Origin of the sequence: Micromonospora sp. CA-269861 (assembly GCF_050948505.1) — a bacterium.
GTDB lineage: Bacteria > Actinomycetota > Actinomycetes > Mycobacteriales > Micromonosporaceae > Micromonospora.
The window spans coordinates 5044408-5058517 of sequence record NZ_CP192014.1; the positions used below are offsets into that span (position 1 = coordinate 5044408).

General features: G+C 70.9%; 13 protein-coding genes. 2 read left to right on the plus strand and 11 right to left on the minus strand.

Annotated features, from left to right (window positions below):
* Positions 1–15: 15 nt before the first annotated feature.
* The 8 genes from ACQP0U_RS22965 to rapZ form a co-directional block, all read right to left on the minus strand.
* Positions 16–357 (minus strand): RNA polymerase-binding protein RbpA, encoded by a 342-nt coding sequence (locus ACQP0U_RS22965; protein ID WP_433310561.1) that lies wholly within the window; start codon positions 355–357, stop codon positions 16–18.
* Positions 358–497: 140 nt separating this feature from the next.
* A complete protein-coding gene (gene secG, locus ACQP0U_RS22970) occupies positions 498–758 on the minus strand; it encodes a preprotein translocase subunit SecG (protein ID WP_121653040.1) in 261 nt (86 codons plus the stop codon).
* Positions 759–854: 96 nt separating this feature from the next.
* The gene (gene tpiA, locus ACQP0U_RS22975) at positions 855–1646 is read right to left on the minus strand and encodes a triose-phosphate isomerase (RefSeq protein ID WP_433310564.1); all 792 of its coding nucleotides are present in this window, start codon (positions 1644–1646) and stop codon (positions 855–857) included.
* Positions 1647–2846: a phosphoglycerate kinase gene (locus ACQP0U_RS22980; RefSeq protein ID WP_433310567.1), complete on the minus strand. Its 1200-nt coding sequence runs from the start codon at positions 2844–2846 to the stop codon at positions 1647–1649.
* On the minus strand, positions 2843–3847 hold the full coding sequence (gene gap, locus ACQP0U_RS22985; RefSeq protein ID WP_088988543.1) for a type I glyceraldehyde-3-phosphate dehydrogenase: 1005 nt from the start codon (positions 3845–3847) through the stop codon (positions 2843–2845). Before gap ends, ACQP0U_RS22980 begins: the two co-directional genes overlap by 4 nt.
* Positions 3848–4113: 266 nt before the next feature.
* Positions 4114–5094: a DNA-binding protein WhiA gene (gene whiA / locus ACQP0U_RS22990; protein WP_030491583.1), complete on the minus strand. Its 981-nt coding sequence runs from the start codon at positions 5092–5094 to the stop codon at positions 4114–4116.
* Between the two features lie 54 nt (positions 5095–5148).
* Positions 5149–6138, minus strand: a complete 990-nt coding sequence (locus tag ACQP0U_RS22995) for a gluconeogenesis factor YvcK family protein (protein WP_433310571.1) — start codon at positions 6136–6138, stop codon at positions 5149–5151.
* A complete protein-coding gene (rapZ, locus tag ACQP0U_RS23000; RefSeq protein ID WP_433321059.1) occupies positions 6135–7037 on the minus strand; it encodes an RNase adapter RapZ in 903 nt (300 codons plus the stop codon). Before rapZ ends, ACQP0U_RS22995 begins: the two co-directional genes overlap by 4 nt.
* Before the next feature lie 253 nt (positions 7038–7290).
* On the opposite strand from rapZ, the gene ACQP0U_RS23005 reads away from it, so the two are divergent.
* Complete coding sequence (locus ACQP0U_RS23005; RefSeq protein WP_433310573.1) at positions 7291–7635, plus strand: hypothetical protein; 345 nt, start codon at positions 7291–7293, stop codon at positions 7633–7635.
* 76 nt (positions 7636–7711) lie between these two features.
* A complete protein-coding gene (recQ, locus tag ACQP0U_RS23010) occupies positions 7712–9556 on the plus strand; it encodes a DNA helicase RecQ (protein ID WP_433310575.1) in 1845 nt (614 codons plus the stop codon).
* A gap of 64 nt (positions 9557–9620) precedes the next feature.
* On the opposite strand, the gene ACQP0U_RS23015 is transcribed toward recQ, so the two are convergent.
* The 3 genes from ACQP0U_RS23015 to ACQP0U_RS23025 all read right to left on the minus strand — a co-directional run bounded on the left by ACQP0U_RS23015 (position 9621) and on the right by ACQP0U_RS23025 (position 14046).
* A complete protein-coding gene (locus tag ACQP0U_RS23015) occupies positions 9621–10280 on the minus strand; it encodes a C39 family peptidase (protein WP_433310578.1) in 660 nt (219 codons plus the stop codon).
* Positions 10281–11395: 1115 nt separating this feature from the next.
* Positions 11396–13384, minus strand: a complete 1989-nt coding sequence (gene uvrC / locus ACQP0U_RS23020) for an excinuclease ABC subunit UvrC (RefSeq protein WP_433310581.1) — start codon at positions 13382–13384, stop codon at positions 11396–11398.
* Between the two features lie 179 nt (positions 13385–13563).
* Complete coding sequence (locus tag ACQP0U_RS23025) at positions 13564–14046, minus strand: Rieske (2Fe-2S) protein (RefSeq protein ID WP_433310584.1); 483 nt, start codon at positions 14044–14046, stop codon at positions 13564–13566.
* Positions 14047–14110 lie beyond the last annotated feature (64 nt).

The window sequence follows — 14110 nt, forward strand, 5'->3', positions numbered from 1 at the left end:
GCGAAGAGGGCCCCGCTACTCGCCGCGTCGACGGCGTAGAGCGGCGAGCGCCTCGGCGAGCAGGGCCTCCCCCTCCTCGGCGGTGCGCCGCTCCTTCACGTACGCCAGGTGGCTCTTGTACGGTTCGGCGCGGACCCGGCCCGGCGGGTTCTGGGCGTCCCGGCCGGCGGGTAGGCCACAGCGGGGGCAGTCCCACAGGGGTGGCGGTTCGACGTCCGCGGCGATCCGGATGTCGATCCGGTGGTCGTTACGGCACCAGTAGGTGACGTCCTGTCGGGGGGCGGGTTGGTGCCGCTCGTCCGGGCGCATGGGTGCGGACCCGACCCGGGCTCCCCGGATAACGTTGCCACTCGGCACGGCTGCTCGCTCCTGTCGTCGGAGGGGACCCGCCGTCTTCGGGGGTGGAGCGGCGGGCGACGCGGTGCAGCGGAGAAAAGCCTGCGCGCGGCCCGTCGAGTGACGAACCGCGCGCAGATTGTACGACTTACTGAGCCTGCTCAGGCGCCGCTGTTCATTTGGAGGCGTAGCCAGAGCCCGAGCCCGATGATCGCGGCGAACCAGACGACGCTCACCAGAACGGTGTAGCGGTCCAGGTTCTTCTCCGCGACCGAGGAGCCGGCGAGGCTGGAGCTGACGCCACCGCCGAACATGCTCGACAGACCACCGCCCTTGCCGCGGTGCAGCAGGATCAGCAGGGTGAGCAGAATGCTCGTGATGACCAGCAACACGATCAACGTGTATGCGAACCAGATCGGCATGGCTGGGGTCAGTTCCTCTCGTAGCGATCCTCGCCCGGTCTGATCGGGCACGGCGGCACCGACCGGCGGACGGGCGGTGTCAAGGATACCGAGCGATCAGCGGGCGAGGTGCTCCGGGAACCGGCAGATCTGAGCGAATTCCTCCGCGTCCAGGCTGGCGCCCCCCACGAGGCCCCCGTCCACGTCCGGTTGGGCCATGATCGAGGCGATGTTGGACGCCTTGACCGAGCCGCCGTAGAGGACCCGAACCTGGTCGGCGGTCTCCTGGTCGAAGCGTTCCGCCAGCCGCTGACGGACCGCCCCGCAGACCTCCTGAGCGTCGTCCGGGGTGGCGGTCTTGCCCGTGCCGATCGCCCAGACCGGCTCGTACGCGATCACGACCTGCCGCACCTGCTCGGGGGTGAGCCCGGCGAGGCCCCCGTCGAGCTGGTCGGAGCAGTGCGCCACGTGGGTGCCCTGCTCGCGGACGTCCAGCCCCTCCCCCACGCAGAGGATCGGCGTCAGGCCGTGCGTCAACGCCGCCTTGACCTTGGCGTTGACCAACGCGTCGTCCTCGTTGTGGTACGCCCGCCGCTCGGAGTGCCCGACCACCACGTACGTGCAGCCGAGCTTGGCCAGCAGCGGCCCGGAGATGTCCCCGGTGTACGCGCCGGACGCGTGCGGGGACAGGTCCTGCCCGCCGTAGCCGATCAGCAGCTTGTCCCCGTCCACCGCGGTCTGCACGGTCCGCAGGTCGGTGAAGGGCGGCAGCACGACCGTCTCGACGTCGGTGAGCTGCTTCTCGGTGAGGCTCGCCGCCAGCTTCTGCACCAGCAGGTTGGCCTCGAGGTGGTTGAGGTTCATCTTCCAGTTGCCGGCCATCAACGGCCGGCGGGTAGTGCTCGACATTCAGTTCTCCAGGGCCGCGATGCCGGGGAGGGTCTTGCCCTCGAGGTATTCCAGGGAGGCGCCACCACCTGTGGAGATGTGCCCGAAGGACGACTCGTCCAGCCCGAGGGCACGGACCGCCGCCGCGGAGTCACCGCCGCCGACGACGCTGAACGCGTCGGCCTTGGTGATCGCCTCGGCGATCCCCCGGGTGCCCGCCGCGAAGGCAGGCATCTCGAACACGCCCATCGGGCCGTTCCAGAAGATCGTCTTTGCCTGGGACAGCGCGGCGCTGAAGCCGGCCACCGTCTCCGGGCCGACATCCAGGCCGAGCCGGTGGCTCGGGATGCCGTCGACCCGGACCGTGTCGTGCGCCGCGTCCGGAGCGAACGCGTCCGCGACCACCACGTCGACCGGGAGCATGATCTTGCCGTTGGACCGCTCAAGCAGGTTGCGGCAGGTGTCGACCATGTCCTTCTCCAGCAGCGAGGTGCCCACCTCCAGGCCCTGGGCCTTGAGGAACGTGAAGCACATCCCGCCACCGATGAGCAGCCGGTCGACAGTGGGCAGCAGCGCCTCGATCACGGCGAGCTTGTCGGACACCTTCGACCCACCGAGCACCACCACGTACGGGCGCTCAGGATCACCGGTGAGCTTCGAGAGGACCTCGACCTCACGCAGCACCAGCCGGCCCGCGACGTGCGGCAACCGGGCCGGCACGTCGAAGACGCTCGCGTGCTTGCGGTGCACGGCACCGAACGCGTCGTCCACGTACGCGTCGCCGAACGCGGCGAGCTGGTCGGCGAAGGCACCCCGCTCGGCCTCGTCCTTGCTGGTCTCACCGGCGTTGAAACGCAGGTTCTCCAGAAGGGCGACCTGACCGTCGGCCAGATCGGCGACGGTGGAGCGGGCGGAATCACCGACGGTGTCGGTGGCGAAGTGCACAGGCGCGCCGAGCAGCTCACCGAGCCGCCCGGCGACCGGGCCCAGGCTGAACTGCGGGTCCGGGGCGCCCTTCGGGCGGCCCAGGTGCGAGCAGACGACCACCTTCGCGCCGGCCTCGACCAGCGCGCCGAGGGTCGGCAGCACCGCGCGGATCCGCCCGTCATCGGTGATGGCACCGGTCTGCTTGTCGAGCGGGACGTTCAGGTCGGCGCGCACCAGCACGCGCCGACCCGACACCCCCTCGGCGAGCAGGTCGTCGAGGGTCCGGATGCTCACAGCGACGAACCGACCAGCTTGACGAGGTCGACCAGGCGGTTGGAGTAGCCCCACTCGTTGTCGTACCAGCCGACGACCTTGACCTGGTTGCCGACAACCTTGGTCAGCGGCGCGTCGAAGATGCACGACGCCGGGTCGGTCACGATGTCGGTGGAGACGATCGGGTCCTCGTTGTAGACCAGGATGCCCTTGAGCGGGCCGTCCGCGGCGGCCTTCAGCGCGGCGTTGACCTCGTCCACGGTGGTCTCGCGACCCACGTTGACGGTGAGGTCGGTGACCGAGCCGGTCGGGATCGGCACCCGCAGGGCGTACCCGTCGAGCTTGCCCTTGAGGTCCGGAAGGACCAGGCCGATCGCCTTGGCGGCGCCGGTCGAGGTCGGCACGATGTTCAGCGCGGCGGCGCGGGCACGACGCAGGTCCGAGTGCGGCGCGTCCTGGAGGTTCTGGTCCTGGGTGTACGCGTGGATCGTCGTCATCAGACCGTGCTGGATGCCGAACGTGTCGTGCAGGACCTTCGCCATCGGGGCGAGGCAGTTGGTGGTGCACGAGGCGTTGGAGATGATGGTGTGCTTCGCCGGGTCGTAGGTGTCGTGGTTCACACCCATGACGACGGTGACGTCCTCGTTCTTCGCCGGGGCGGAGATGATGACCTTCTTGGCCCCGCCGTCGACGTGCGCCTTGGCCTTGGTGGCGTCGGTGAAGAAGCCGGTCGACTCGATGACGACGTCGGCGCCGACCTCGCCCCACGGCAGCTTCGACGGGTCCTTCTCGGCGTACGCCTTGATGGTCTTGCCACCGACGGTGATCTCGTCGGCGGTGGCCTTGACCTCGTACGGCAGGCGACCGAGGATGCTGTCGTACTTGAGCAGGTGAGCGAGCGTGCCGTTGTCGGTCAGGTCGTTGACCGCCACGACCTCGATGTCGGCGTCAGACGCCAGCACTGCCCGGAAGAAGTTACGGCCGATACGGCCAAAGCCGTTGATGCCAACCCGGATGGTCACAGGTCCCATCTCCTCGCGTTCTGGTCCGCCGGCTTCAGACAACGGGCCGGCGGGAATGGTGTGCGCCGACCGTTGGAGCCGGCCGTCGACGGTTCATCTCGGCCACCCCGCCGCGCGGTCTGAGGACCTGACCGCCCGAGGCGGTGGGCACGACGAGAAGTGCCGGTGTCGGCCCCCTTGCCGTACTCAGCGACCTTATCCGAGCGTGCGAGGCCACGCTGCGCCGGGTCGTGCTCCCGGGCGCACCGTGCGGCCCCACCGTCCTATCAGACCACGAGCATGTCGGGCGTGACGGCTGCTTCCGTATCCGGGATGCCAAGGTCCCGGGCCCGCTTGTCGGCCAGCGCCAGGAGCCGGCGGATCCGCCCGGCGATGGCGTCCTTGGTCAGCGGGGGGTCGGCCAGCGCGCCCAACTCCTCCAGCGACGCCTGCCGGTGCTCCAGGCGCAGCCGCCCGGCGTCGGTCAGGTGGTTGGGGGCCTCCTCGGCGAGGATCTCCAGCGCACGGGTCACCCGGGCGGCGGCGGCGACCGCCGCCCGTGCCGAGCGGCGCAGGTTGGCGTCGTCGAAGTTGGCGAGCCGGTTGGCGGTGGCCCGCACCTCGCGGCGTACCCGACGCTCCTCCCAGGCCAGCACGCTGGAGTGCGCGCCGATCCGGGTGAGCAGCGCGGCGATCGCGTCACCGTCCTTGACGACCACCCGGTCCACCCCGCGAACCTCGCGGTTCTTCGCGGTGATGCCGATGCGGCGGGCCGCGCCGACAAGCGCCAGCGCCGACTCCGGCCCCGGGCAGGTGATCTCCAGCGCGCTGGAGCGGCCGGGCTCGGTGAGCGAGCCGTGGGCCATGAACGCGCCCCGCCACGCGGAGACCGCGCAGCAGACGTTGGCCGCCACCACGTGCGGCGGCAGCCCGCGCACCGGCCGACCCCGCACGTCGAGCAGGCCGGTCTGCCGCGCGAGGGCCTCGCCGTCCTTGACCACCCGCACGATGAAGTGGCTGCCCTTGCGCAGCCCACCGGAGGCCAGCACGTGGATCTCGCTGGGGTAGCCGTAGACCTCGGCGATCTCCCGGCGCAGCCGCCTGGCCACCGCCCCGGTGTCCAGTTCAGCCTCCACCACCACGCGGCCGGAGACGATGTGCAGCCCGCCGGCGAACCGCAACAAAGCGGCCATCTCCGCCCGCCGGCAGCAGGGCTTGGGCACGTCGACCCGACTCAGCTCGTCCTTGACCGCGGCCGTCATCGCCATTGTGCGTCCCCTCACGGACCTGTTCCGGCGTGTCGCCGGAGATTACGTACGTGTCTAACGATCGGCGCCCAGTACAGGCACCAGCGCGGCGCCCAGGGCAGCCGGATCATGGCGGGGAGTCCCGTCGACAACGGCGACGGGGGCGAGGACCAGGCGGGCACCCAGCGATTCTGCCGCACGTTCGACCGGTTCGGGGTCACCCACCGCCTTGGCGTCGGCGAGCACGAGATCCACCTTGAGCTCGGGCAGGTACCAGTGCAGCGCCGCGAGATGGTCGGCGACGGAAAGCCCGAGGGTCTCCTTCTCCGCGGCGAGGTTCAGCGTGACCAGCCGCCGGGCCGAAGTCGACACGATCGCGTCGGCCAACTGCGGCACCAGCAGGTGCGGAAGCACACTTGTGTACCAGCTACCCGGCCCGAAGATCAACCAGTCGGCTGCCCGGATCGCCTCGATGGCCTCGGCGCAGGCCGGTGGGGCGCTCGGGGTGAGGCGCAGCGACTCGACCCGCCCCGTGGTGACGGCCACCTGGTGCTGACCACTCACCGTGCGCACCTCGTCGGGGGCGGCCGGATCGACGCCGCGCACCCGCGCCTCGATACCGACCGGTTGGCGGGACATCGGCAACACCCGGCCCACCGCGCCGAGCATCGCGCCGGCGTGCTCCAGCGCGGCCACCGGGTCGCCGAGCAGCTCCATGAGGCCGCAGAGCACCAGGTTGCCCACCGCGTGCCCGGACAGACCGTCGGTGCCGACCGACGCCCCGTCGGTGCCGCGCGGGGCCGCGGCGAAGCGGTGCTGGAACAGCCCGGCGCTGCGCCGGGTGGCCGGGTGGTCCCCCGCCAACGCCACAAGCGCCTGGCGCAGATCTCCCGGGGGCAGGCCACCCCGCTCGGCCCGCAGCCGACCGCTGGAGCCGCCGTCATCACCCACCGTGACCACCGCGGTGATGTCGAGGTCGAGTTCGGGTGCGCAGTGGCGCAACGCGCGCAACGAGGCGGACAGGCCGTGCCCGCCGCCGAACGCCACCACCCGCCGGGCCGTCATTCCCGCCCCAGGTCGCGGTGCTGGGCGTTCGCCGCCAGCCCGGAGTGGCGCAGTCGACTGGCCAACTCCTCGGCGATGGCCACGCTGCGGTGCTTGCCGCCGGTGCAGCCCACGGCGACCGTCAGGTACCGCTTGCCCTCCCGCTCGAAGCCGGTGGTGGTGGCGTTGACCAGGTCGGCGTACGAGGCGACGAAGGCGTCAGCGCCCTCCTGGCCCAGGACGTACGCGCTGACCGCCTCCTCCCGCCCGGTGTGCTCACGCAGCTCCGGCACCCAGTACGGATTGGGCAGGAAGCGGGCGTCCAGCACGAAGTCGGCGTCCGGGGGCAGGCCGTACTTGAAGCCGAACGACAGCACTGTGACCCGCAGCCGGCGGGCGTCCTCGCCACCGAACAGCTCCTCGATACGCCGCCGGAGCTGGTTCACGTTCAGGTGGCTGGTGTCGATGATCACGTCGGCCTGGTCGCGCGCCTCCTCCAGCAGACCGCGCTCCACGGCGATGCCGTCGGCCAGCCGCCCGTCACCCTGCAACGGGTGCGAACGCCTGACGCTCTCGAACCGCCGGATCAGCACCTCGTCGTCGGCGTCGACGAAGACCACCCGGGGCGAGAACCCGCGATCCTTGAGCTCCCGGATCGCCCCGGCCAGATCGGTGGAGAAGGCCCGCGACCGCACGTCCAGCACCATGGCGGTACGCCGGGCCGCGCCGCCCGCCTTGAACGCCAGCTCGGCCATGTCCAGCATCAGGGCCTGCGGCAGGTTGTCCACGACGTAGTAGCCGACGTTCTCCAACGCCCGGGCGACAGTGCTGCGGCCACCCCCGGAGAGGCCGGTGACCACCACGAGGGTGGTCTCCGACTCGGCCGCCAACTGCTCGTCATCGGCATCCGGGCCGTCAATCCGGTCACCGGCTGTGCGCGCCTCGCTCACCCGTACCCCCAAGCCGTGGCGCCGCGGCCGCCCTCGGCCGCGATTGGTCAATCAGCGACTCTATCCCGCCACCGGGTCACGGCCGGGCACCCGTGGCCGGGAGGCGCCCCCGGACCGTGCGACCGTCGCCCTCCCGACAGCACGCACGCTTGATGACGATCAGTAATCATCTATACGCTCCTTGTGATCACCGCAGGTCAAGGCCAACATCTGGGAGGGCGCGATGCACGACCTGGCGGACAAGAACAAGTACGTCGGCTTCCTGTTCATGCGGATCAACCCCGAGTACTTCGCCCTCGGCCGCGAGGGCATCCACGAGATCTCCGCCGAGCACGCCCGCGACCTGGGCCGCTTCGCGAAGCAGCTCACCCACGTCGTCTGCACCGGGGTCAACGGCAGCTACGACCAGGTCACCATGGTCGAGGCCGACACCCTTGAGGAGATCAACGCGGCGGCCACCGCCTTCCGAATGGGCAACAAGGCCCGCTACATCGAGATCGTCGACATCGTGGTCGGGATGAAGGCCCCGCCGCGCGGCCTGGCCAACCGGTCCAGCCAACCCGGCTGACCGCGCCGCCCGTCCGGCCCACCCGACCCGGGTGCGCCGGACGGGCGCTGTCGTGGTCGGCTCGTAGACTCCCCGGATGGCTTCCCCCACCGACCTGCGTGCCGCCTCCGACGCCCTCGACGCGCTGCGCCGGGTGTTCGGCTACGACGCGTTCCGTGGTTTCCAGCAGGACGTGATCGACCACGTGGTCGACGGCGGCGACGCGCTGGTGTTGATGCCCACCGGTGGCGGCAAGTCCCTGTGCTACCAGATCCCGGCCCTGGTCCGCGACGGGGTCGCCGTCGTCGTGTCCCCGCTGATCGCGCTCATGCAGGACCAGGTGGACGCCCTCACCGCTGTCGGCGTCCGCGCCGGGTTCCTCAACTCGACCCAGACCCTGGACGCCAGGCGGCGGGTGGAAGCCGCCTTCGTCGCCGGCGAACTGGACCTGCTCTACCTGGCCCCGGAGGCGCTCGGCACCCGATCCGCCCTCGCCCTGCTGGACCGGGGGCACATCTCCCTCTTCGCGATCGACGAGGCGCACTGCGTGTCCCAGTGGGGGCACGACTTCCGCCCCGACTATCTCGCGCTGTCGATGCTGCACGAACGCTGGCCACAGGTGCCCCGCATCGCCCTGACCGCCACCGCGACCAGCGCCACCCGCACCGAGATCGCGAGCCGGCTCAACCTCGACGACGCCCGACACTTCGTGGCCAGCTTCGACCGGCCCAACATCCAGTACCGGATCGTGCCCAAGCGGGAGCCCCGCAAGCAGCTGCTGACCCTGCTGCGCGACGAGCACCCCGGCGACGCCGGCATCGTCTACTGCCTGTCCCGGGCCTCGGTCGACAAGACGGCGGAGTTCCTCACCGCCAACGGGGTCGCCGCCCTGCCGTACCACGCGGGGCTGGACGCCGGCACCCGCGCCGCCAACCAGCAACGCTTCCTGCGCGAAGACGGCCTGGTCATGGTGGCCACCATCGCCTTCGGCATGGGCATCGACAAGCCAGACGTACGGTTCGTCGCCCACCTCGACCTGCCCAAGTCCGTCGAGGGCTACTACCAGGAGACCGGCCGTGCCGGCCGCGACGGCCTGCCGTCCACCGCCTGGCTGGCGTACGGGCTGCAGGACGTGGTCCAGCAACGCAAGATGATCGAGACGTCCGACGGCGACCTCGCCCACCGCCGCAACCTGGCCGCACACCTGGACGCCATGCTCGCCCTCTGCGAGACAGTCCGCTGCCGGCGGGTCCAGCTGCTCGAATACTTCGGCGAGACGACGACTGCCGCCTGCGGCAACTGCGACACCTGCCTTACCCCACCGGAGACCTGGGACGGCACCGTCGCCGCCCAGAAGCTGCTCTCCGCCGTCTTCCGCCTCGACCGCGAACGCAACCAGCGCTTCGGCGCCGGGCACTGCATCGACATCCTGCTCGGCAAGCAGACCGACAAGATCAGCCAGTACGGTCACGACTCGCTCACCGTCTTCGGCATCGGCTCGGAGCTCAGTGAAGCCGAGTGGCGGGGCGTGGTCCGGCAACTGCTCGCCGAAGGGCTCCTCGCCGTGGAGGGCGACTACGGCACGCTGGCGCTGACCGAGGCCAGCGCCGACGTCCTCGGCCGCCGCCGCACGGTCACCATGCGCCGCGAGCCGGAGAAGCCGGCATCGAGCCGCTCATCGAAGCCGCGCGGCTCGTCCACCGTCGTGGCCGAGCTGACCCCGGCCGCCGCCGCACTGTTCGAGCGGCTGCGCGGCTGGCGCGCGACCACCGCCAAGGAACAGGGCGTCCCGGCGTACGTCATCTTCCACGACGCCACACTGCGACAGATCGCCAGCGACGCGCCCAGCACCCTGGCCGAGCTGTCCCGGGTGAGCGGGGTCGGCGAGAACAAACTCGCCAAGTACGGCGAACAGATTTTGGCCGTCCTCGCCACGGACTGACGTCATGCCGAAGGGCCGGGCCCCGTGGTGGGGTCCGGCCCTTCGCGTCGTGCGGGTGTGTGGGTCAGCTGGTGGCGTAGCCGCGGGTGGCGATCCAGTCGGCGAGGTGCTCGACGGTGATCCAGTAGGAGGCGGTGTTGGGGTCGGCGGAGTCGGCGATCTTGACGGTGTTGCCGTTGTCGCGGTAGCCGACGACGCTGATGTAGTGCCCGCCCTCGTAGGAGTGGCTCACGCCGTTGGTGTCGGTGCTGGTGCCGGCGATGTTGGCGACGACGGCCCGGCCGTCGTCGACGGTCGTGACGACGTCGGCGCGTAGCGTGTCGGTCTGCTTGGTGTCAGCGTTCGGGGTGCTGATCTCCACGGACCGGTAGGCGTTCTTGCCGGTTTCCTTGTTCAGGACGGGGGTGATGTCGTTGATGGAGTTGGTGCCGGCCTCGGTGGTGCCCATCTCCTTGGCCATGTCGTCGACGTTGATGTTCTTGCCCTGCACGGACAGGGCGTTACGGGTCGCGGCGGGCCCGCAGTAGTAGAAGTTCGGCTGCGCTTCGTAGCGCACGCCCAGCTCGCGCTCACCGTGGCCGCCCTTGCGGTCGGTCTGGGTCTGCGAGGCCGGCTTGGCGTCGGACGCCGCGTAGGCGGTGGTGACGGGGCCGGCGATGGCGCCGCCGGTGAAGGCGAGGCCGGCGGCGGTCAGGGCGGTCTTACGGATCAGATCGGTACGCATGATGGCGTGCTCCTCTGCATCGGGGGTGCCCACACCACACCCGGGGGGGTGTGGTTGTGCGGGGAAAGTTCGAGAGGGGGGTTGCCCGGCGACCCGCGAGTGGGGGTCGGCGTCGGGACAGGGTGTAACGGGTGCCGGCGGCGAATCATTCCGCCTACCCGGGGGCGGCTCACTTCGGCCTGCCCGAGGGGTCGGCCGGTGGTGGCCGGCCGGTGCTCGGTTGTGCGGGGGGTGTAACCGGGGCGGCCTGCCGGATGTTCCCGGCGGCTGTTCCGGCCGGAGGTCGCGGCGAATGTTTCCGGCGGGAGGGCCTGGCGGCTGTTTCCGGCGGGGCCGGCGCACCATGACCCGGACTGTTGCGGTGGTCTGCCAGGTATAACGACCCGGCCCGGCCCCCGATTCCAGGCTGAGGGTGGCCCCGACCACCCGACACCCGGGGTCAAACCCGACAACCCGCCCACCCGGCCAACCGGGTGAACCCGACACGACGGCCACGGCGGTCTGATCCACTCGGGTTCCTGAACATCGCGGTGTCCGGGCGTCGGGGATACCCCGATTTCATGAAAGCCGAGTGGATCACGCCGGTCTGCGCCATTCGCGCCCCCGGACCCGACCCAACCCCGCGGCCCTCACCGACGCGCCCGCCTCACCCGGCCAGCACCGGCCCGACCTCCCCACCCGGCCCGACCGGACCCGACCCGACCGACCCGACCCGACCCGGCCCGACCCGACCCGACCCGACCGGACCCGGCCCGGCCTCGACCGATCCGACCCGGCCCGACCTGACCGACCCGACCCGGCCCGACCCGACCCGGCCTCGACCGATCCGACCCGGCCCGGGCCGACCCCGGCCCGACCCGGCCCGGCCCCGGCAGCGCATGGGGCCGGGCTCGTCATGATCGTGCTTGATCCAGGAAATAGGCCCCTTCCTGCGCCGCGAGGCCACTACATCCTGGATCGAGCGCGATCATGCGGGGTGGGACCGTCGCTTGCGGCGTGAGGCCACACATCCTGGATCGAGCACGATCATGTCGGACGCGGCCGCCGCTCACGATGGGGCGAGCGAGGACGGGTCAGCGTGAGGTGGCCGCCCGCCGGACGCGTGGGGGCAGCGCTCAGCTGCTGGGCTTCGCCCCCGCGCCGTCGCCGGCCTTCGTGTCCTTGTCGAGGGCGGCCAGGATCGCCTCGGCGGTGCGCCGCCCCACCCCCGGCACCTCGGTGATCTCTTCGACAGTTGCGGCGGAGAGTCGCTTGAGCGAGCCGAAGTGCCGCAGCAGTGCCTTGCGACGCACCTCACCCAGGCCGGGTACCTGGTCCAGCGCCGACTCGGTCATCCGCTTGGAGCGGCGCTGCCGATGGAAGGTGATGGCGAACCGGTGGGCCTCGTCGCGCACCCGTTGCAGCAGGTAGAGCCCTTCCGAGGTGCGCGGGAGGATGACCGGGAACTCGTCGTCCGGGAGCCACACCTCCTCCAGCCGCTTGGCCAGCCCGCACAGGGCCACGTCGTCGATGCCGAGGTCGGCGAGGGCCTGCGCGGCGGCCGCGACCTGTGGGGCGCCGCCGTCGACGACCACCAACTGCGGCGGGTACGCGAATTTTCGTGGTCGGCCGGTGGTCGGATCGATCAGGACGCCGACCTGCGGCTCGACCGCGTCCTGGGGGGCGGCCGGGTCGTCGGCCGACTCCACGCCCACCTCGCCCGTCTCGGCCCTGGCGTCCAGGTAGCGGGCGAAGCGACGCCGGAGCACCTCGGACATCGCGGAGAGGTCGTCGGTGGCGCCCCGGACGATGAACCGCCGGTACTCGCTCTTGCGGGGCAGCCCGTCCTCGAAGACCACCATGCTGGCGACCACGTCGGTGCCCTGGATCTGGGAGATGTCGAAACACTCGATGCGCAGCGGCGAGGTGCTCATGCCCAGCGCCTCGCTGATCTCGTCCAGTGCCTTGCCCCGGGTGGTCAGGTCACCGGAGCGCTTCAGCTTGTGCCGGGCGAGTGCGTCCTTGGCGTTGCGCTCCACGGTCTCCATCAGTGAGCGCTTGTCGCCGCGCTGTGGCACCCGCAGCGACACCCGACTGCCCCGGTGGTCGGAGAGCCATTCGGCCAGCGCGTCGGCGTCCGCGGGCAACTCGGGGACCAGCAGCTCCCGGGGAACGTCGGCCTCGCCGTGTTCGCCGCCGTACACCTGGGTGCAGAAGTGGTGCACCAGGTCTCCGGTGGTCAGGTCCTCGGTCTTCTCCACCACCCAACCGCGCTGGCCGCGGACCCGACCGTCGCGGACGTGGAAGACCTGCACGGCCGCCTCGAGCGGGTCGTCGGCGAACGCGACGACGTCCGCGTCGGTGCCGTCGCCGAGGACGACCGTCTGCTTCTCCATCGCCCGGCGCAGCGCGGCCACGTCGTCGCGCAACCGGGCGGCCCGCTCGAACTCCAGTTGCTCGCTCGCCTCGGTCATCTCGCGTTCGATCTTGCGGACCATCGTGTCGGTGCGCCCGGCCATGAAGTCGCAGAACCCGTCGACGATGGCCCGGTGTTCGTCCGCCGAGACGGTGCCGACGCACGGCGCCGAGCACTTGCCGATGTAGCCCAGCAGGCAGGGACGGCCGACCTGGCCGGCCCGCTTGAACACCCCGGCGGAGCACGTCCGCGCGGGGAACACCCGCAGCAGCAGGTCGAGGGTCTCCCGGATGGCCCAGGCGTGCGAGTAGGGACCGAAGTAACGCACGCCCTTGCGCTTGGCGCCGCGCATCACCTGCAGCCGCGGGTACTCCTCGTCGAGGGTGACGGCGAGATAGGGGTACGACTTGTCGTCGCGGTAGCGGACGTTGAACCGCGGGTCGTACTGCTTGATCCAGGTGAACTCCTGCTGGAGCGCCTCGACCTCGGTGCCGACGGTGATCCAGTCCACCGACTCTGCGGTGGTGACCATCTGCCGGGTGCGCTCGTGCAGGTTCCAGACGTCGCCGAAGTAGGAGTTGAGTCGGCTGCGCAGATTCCGCGCCTTGCCGACATAGATCACCCGGCCGGTGCCGTCGCGGAAGCGGTAGACCCCCGGTAGCTCCGGGATGGTGCCGGGTGCGGGGCGGTAGGTCGAGGGGTCAGCCACGCCAACAAGCCTAGTCCGCGGCCCCGACAGCCCACCGCAGGCGCGTGATCCACTTGGCGTCCCGGAAGTCGGGGTGTCGGCACGTCACGGACACCCCGACTTCCGGAAACGCGAGTCGATCTTGCAGCGCTGGGCGGACGCGCCGGCCAGCGTGGGGCCGTCGGTCGGCCCCGGGCGGGTCAGGCCAGCGAGATCTGGTCGCCGGTGACCTTGATGTCCTTGGGCGGCAGCGGCTTGGTGGCCGGGCCGGCCTTCACCGAGCCGTCCTCGATCGAGAACTTGCTGCCGTGGCAGGTGCAGTTGATGGTGCCGCCGTCGACGTTCGTCACCGGGCAGTTCTGGTGCGTACAGATCGGGCTGAAGCCCTTGAACTGGCCGGCCGAGGGCTGGGTGATGACCACGCCCTCGGCGGCGAGGACCTTGCCGCCACCGACCGGGATGTCGGCGGTGGTGGCCAACGACTGGGCATTCTGCCGGTCGCCGCCGCCGGCGTCACCGGTGCTGGGCACGGCCGGGCCACCACTCGTGGGTGCGCCGCTGCCGCCGCCGTCGTCGCTGCCGCAGGCAGCCAGGACGACGGCCGCGCCGACCGCCCCGACGCCGGTGAGCAGGGTACGACGTGTCTGCGTACCCGGACCGGTCAGTGCCTGATCGTCACTCATGCCTCGCCTCTCTCTCGCCCGCTGCGCCGGTCAAAAGCCGGCCACACTTCTCCACACGGGCAAC

What these genes read in the sequence shown, in the direction of transcription:
- secG (WP_121653040.1), bottom strand. Translation starts at nt 758, where the DNA reads ATGCCGATCTGGTTCGCATACACGTTGATCGTGTTGCTGGTCATCACG.
- tpiA (WP_433310564.1), bottom strand. Translation starts at nt 1,646, where the DNA reads ATGTCGAGCACTACCCGCCGGCCGTTGATGGCCGGCAACTGGAAGATG.
- whiA (WP_030491583.1), bottom strand. Translation starts at nt 5,094, where the DNA reads ATGGCGATGACGGCCGCGGTCAAGGACGAGCTGAGTCGGGTCGACGTG.
- ACQP0U_RS22995 (WP_433310571.1), bottom strand. Translation starts at nt 6,138, where the DNA reads ATGACGGCCCGGCGGGTGGTGGCGTTCGGCGGCGGGCACGGCCTGTCC.
- ACQP0U_RS23005 (WP_433310573.1), top strand. Translation starts at nt 7,291, where the DNA reads ATGCACGACCTGGCGGACAAGAACAAGTACGTCGGCTTCCTGTTCATG.
- recQ (WP_433310575.1), top strand. Translation starts at nt 7,712, where the DNA reads ATGGCTTCCCCCACCGACCTGCGTGCCGCCTCCGACGCCCTCGACGCG.
- ACQP0U_RS23015 (WP_433310578.1), bottom strand. Translation starts at nt 10,280, where the DNA reads ATGCGTACCGATCTGATCCGTAAGACCGCCCTGACCGCCGCCGGCCTC.
- ACQP0U_RS23025 (WP_433310584.1), bottom strand. Translation starts at nt 14,046, where the DNA reads ATGAGTGACGATCAGGCACTGACCGGTCCGGGTACGCAGACACGTCGT.